The sequence below is a fragment of the Rhodosalinus sp. genome, assembly GCF_041685465.1.
Lineage (GTDB): Bacteria > Pseudomonadota > Alphaproteobacteria > Rhodobacterales > Rhodobacteraceae > Rhodosalinus.
Window position 1 is genome coordinate 1 of record NZ_JAWLFS010000283.1, and the last position, 3,516, is coordinate 3,516.

The 3,516-nt window shown below is 70.4% G+C and carries 4 protein-coding genes and 1 pseudogene; 2 read left to right on the top strand and 3 right to left on the bottom strand.

The window, feature by feature from the left end; translation table 11 throughout:
- Positions 1-357, top strand: a 357-nt coding sequence (locus ACESL7_RS14415; protein ID WP_372893996.1) for a glycine cleavage T C-terminal barrel domain-containing protein, incomplete at its 5' end; no start/stop codon positions are given.
- A gap of 96 nt (positions 358-453) precedes the next feature.
- On the opposite strand, the gene ACESL7_RS14420 is transcribed toward ACESL7_RS14415, so the two are convergent.
- A complete protein-coding gene (locus ACESL7_RS14420) occupies positions 454-1,215 on the bottom strand; it encodes an ABC transporter permease (protein ID WP_372893997.1) in 762 nt (253 codons plus the stop codon).
- Entirely contained in the window at positions 1,212-2,141 is a 930-nt protein-coding gene (locus tag ACESL7_RS14425; protein ID WP_372893998.1) for an ABC transporter ATP-binding protein, read from the bottom strand. The genes ACESL7_RS14420 and ACESL7_RS14425 overlap by 4 nt, the downstream gene beginning before the upstream one ends.
- 145 nt (positions 2,142-2,286) lie before the next feature.
- On the opposite strand from ACESL7_RS14425, the gene ACESL7_RS14430 reads away from it, so the two are divergent.
- Positions 2,287-3,249 (top strand): DMT family transporter, encoded by a 963-nt coding sequence (locus ACESL7_RS14430; RefSeq protein WP_372893999.1) that lies wholly within the window; start codon positions 2,287-2,289, stop codon positions 3,247-3,249.
- Here the strand turns inward: ACESL7_RS14430 and ACESL7_RS14435 are convergent.
- Positions 3,243-3,516: pseudogene (locus ACESL7_RS14435) on the bottom strand (4-(cytidine 5'-diphospho)-2-C-methyl-D-erythritol kinase); the annotation flags it as partial. The gene ACESL7_RS14430 and the pseudogene ACESL7_RS14435 overlap by 7 nt on opposite strands.

The window sequence follows — 3,516 nt, forward strand, 5'->3', positions numbered from 1 at the left end:
CTCGAGGCCGACCTGCCGCGCTTCGTGGACCTCTCCAAGGAGTTCCGCGGCAAGGCCGCGATGGAGGCGACCGGCATCCGCTCGAAATGCGTGACCGTGCTGATCGACGGCCCGGCGGACGCCGACCCCTGGGGGCGCGAGGCGCTCTATGCGGGCGAGACGCGGGTGGGACGGCTGACCTCCGGCGGCTACTCCGTCGCCTTCGGCACGTCCATCGGCATGGGCTACGTCGCGCCCGAACACGCCGCGCCGGGCACCAAGCTCAAGGTGAAGATGCTCGACCGGCTCTGGGACGCCGAGGTGCAGCCCGACAGCCCCCATGACCCCGAAAACGCGCGCATTCGCGCCGACGGGTGAGCGGCGGCGCGCGCGGGCCGCGCGCCTGGTTTCTCTCGGGGGGGGGGGCGCTGCCCCCACACCCCCGGAGTATTTGAGCCAAGATGATGGGGGCGCTCAGGCGCGGATGCGCCAGCCGGTGCGGAAGATCCACCAGACAGCAAAGAGGCAGAGCGCGAGGAAGCCCGCGATGGCCAGCAGGCTGACGCCCACGGGCACGTCGGCCATGCCGTAGAAGGACCAGCGGAATCCCGAGACGAGATACACCACCGGGTTGAAGAGCGCGACCGTCTGCCAGGCCTGGGGCAGCATCGAGATCGAGTAGAAGGCGCCGCCGAGGAAGACCAGCGGCGTGACGATCAGGAGCGGCACGAGCTGGAGCTGCTCGAAGTTCTTCGCCCAGATGCCGATGATGAACCCCATGAGCGCGAAGCTCACGCAGGTGAGCACGAGAAAGAGTGCCATCGGCACCGGGTGCGCGATGCGCAGCTCCACGAAGAAGCTCGCCGTGACCATGATGACCACGCCGATGAAGAGCGCCTTGGTCGCCGCCGCGCCGACGTAGCCCGCCACCACCTCGAGAAAGCTCACCGGCGCCGAGAGCACCTCGTAGATGGTGCCGATGAACTTCGGGAAGTAGATGCCGAAGCTCGCGTTGGTGATCGCCTGCGTCATCACGGTGAGCATGATGAGCCCCGGCACGATGAAGGCGCCGTAGCTCACGCCCTCCACCTCGTCGATGCGCGAGCCGATGGCGGCGCCGAAGACCACGAAATAGAGCGAGGTCGAGATGACGGGCGAGATGAAGCTCTGCGCCAGCGTGCGGAAGAAGCGCCCCATCTCGTAGCGGTAGATGGCCCAGATCGCGCCCGCGTTCATGCGGCGTCCTCCTGCACGAGGCCGACGAAGATCTCCTCGAGGCTCGACTGCCGGGTGGAGAGATCACGCAGCGCCAGGCCGGCCGCCTGAAGGTCGGCGAGAAGCCGCGTGATGCCCGTGCGTTCCGACCGCCGGTCGTAGGTGTAGACGAGCGCGGTGCCCCCCTCGGAGAGCGCCAGGCCATAGCCCGCGAGCGCCTCGGGCACCGCGTTCAGCGGCTCGTGCAGCTCGATCGTGAGCTCCTTGCGGCCCATCCGGTCCATGAGCGCGCCGGTCTCCTCGACCAGCAGAAGCTCGCCGCGGCTGATGACGCCCACCCGGTCGGCGAGCGCCTCGGCCTCCTCGATGTAGTGGGTGGTCAGGATGATGGTGACCCCCTCGGACTTGAGCCGCTCGACCACCTCCCACATCGAGCGGCGCAGCTCCACGTCGACGCCCGCCGTCGGCTCGTCGAGGAAAAGCACCCGCGGCTCGTGCGCGAGGGCCTTGGCGATCATCACGCGCCGCTTCATGCCGCCGGAGAGCGCGCGGCTCTGGGCGTCGCGCTTCTCCCAGAGGGAAAGCTGGCGCAGCACGCTTTCGAGATGCGCGTCGTCGCGCTGCAATCCGAAGAGCCCGCGCGAGAAGCGCATGCCCTCCCAGACCCGCTGAAAGGGTTCGAGCGCGATCTCCTGCGGGACGAGGCCGATCAGGCGGCGCGCCGCGCGGAAGTCGCGCTGGATGTCGTGGCCCGCCACCTGCACGCGCCCGCTGCTCGGCTCGGTCAGGCCGCAGACCGTCGAGATGAGCGTCGTCTTGCCCGCACCGTTCGGTCCCAGAAGCGCGAGGATCTCGCCCGGCTGGACCTCGAGCGACACGCCGGAGAGCGCCTCGACGCCGCCCTCGAAGGTCTTGCGCAGATCCGAGATCTCGAGAATGGGGGACATGGCGCCTCGCTTGCTGACCGATGGCAGTGTAGTCCGTGCCCCGGGGCGAACAAGGGCGCCCGCAGGCTGGTGCCGCGCGCACCGGGGTGCTAGCGACATGCGGAAAGGAGTGCGCGCCGTGACTTCGTCCGACGGTCCTGTCGCCATGAACGACGCCGCCCGCGGGATCGGCTTCATCCTGCTGGGGATCCTGGCGATTTCGCTGAACGACATGCTGATCAAGCTGCTCTCGGGCGGCTATCCGCTGCACCAGATGGTCTTCGTGCGCTCCTGCATCGGGCTCTGCTTCAGCTTCCTGTTCCTGCGGCTGGAGGGCGGGGTCGCCCTTCTGCGGGTGGACCGGCCGGCGCTGCACCTGCTGCGCGGCGCGCTCGTGGTCGTGGCGAACATGACGTTCTTCGCCGCGCTCGCGGTGCTGCCGCTGGCCGAGGCGACGGCGCTTTTCTTCGCGGCCCCGCTTTTCATCACGCTGCTCTCGATCCCGCTCCTGGGCGAACGGGTGGGGCCGTGGCGGCTCGGCGCGGTCGTCGCGGGCTTCGCGGGCGTTCTCGTGATGCTGCGCCCGTGGCAGGGGGCGCTCGACACGCCGCGCCTCGTGCTCGTGCTGCCGGTGGTGGCGGCGCTGACCTATGCGCTGATGCAGCTTCTGACCCGCAGGCTCGGCGTGACGGCGAAGGCCTCGGCGATGGCCATCTACATCCAGGGCACGTTTCTCGTCGTCGCGACGGGCTTTTTCCTCGTGGCCGGCGACGGGCGCTTCGCGGAGGGGGCGGAGAACGAGAGCCTTGTCTTTCTCCTGCGCGCCTGGGTCCGGCCCGAGGGCGGCGACGTCTGGCTCTTCCTCGCGCTCGGGGGATGCTCTGCGGTGATCGGCTATTCGCTCTCGGCCGCCTACCGGGCGGCGGACGTGGCGACCGTCGCGCCCTTCGAATACGCGGCGCTGCCGCTCGCCGTGCTCTGGGGCTGGCTCGTCTTCGGCGAATGGCCGAGCGGGCCGGTCTGGGCGGGCATCGCGCTGATCGGGGGGGCGGGGCTCTTCGTCTTCCTGCGCGAGCGGCGCAAGAACCGACCGCTCGTGTCGCGCACGAAGGTGCGGCGGCGCTACTGAGCGCCGAGGCGCACGGCGCGCACCCACCAGCCGGGGCGCGCAAGGCTCCCGGCCGCGCGGGCCGCGGCCGCCGCGTCGACGAAGAGGCCGAAGCAGGTCGCCCCCGATCCCGACATCCGCGCGAGGCGGCAGCCCGGCGCCCGCGCGAGCGCGGCGAGCGCGGCGTCGATCTCGGGCGCAAGGGCGCGGGCGGGCGGCTCCAGGTCGTTGCGCTGCACCGCCAGCCAGTCGATGAGCGCGGCCGCGCCGTCGAACGCGGGCAAGGGA

Coding starts and splice junctions, on each gene's coding strand:
- ACESL7_RS14420 (WP_372893997.1), bottom strand. CDS start 1,215: ATGAACGCGGGCGCGATCTGGGCCATCTACCGCTACGAGATGGGGCGC.
- ACESL7_RS14430 (WP_372893999.1), top strand. CDS start 2,287: ATGAACGACGCCGCCCGCGGGATCGGCTTCATCCTGCTGGGGATCCTG.
- ACESL7_RS14425 (WP_372893998.1), bottom strand. CDS start 2,141: ATGTCCCCCATTCTCGAGATCTCGGATCTGCGCAAGACCTTCGAGGGC.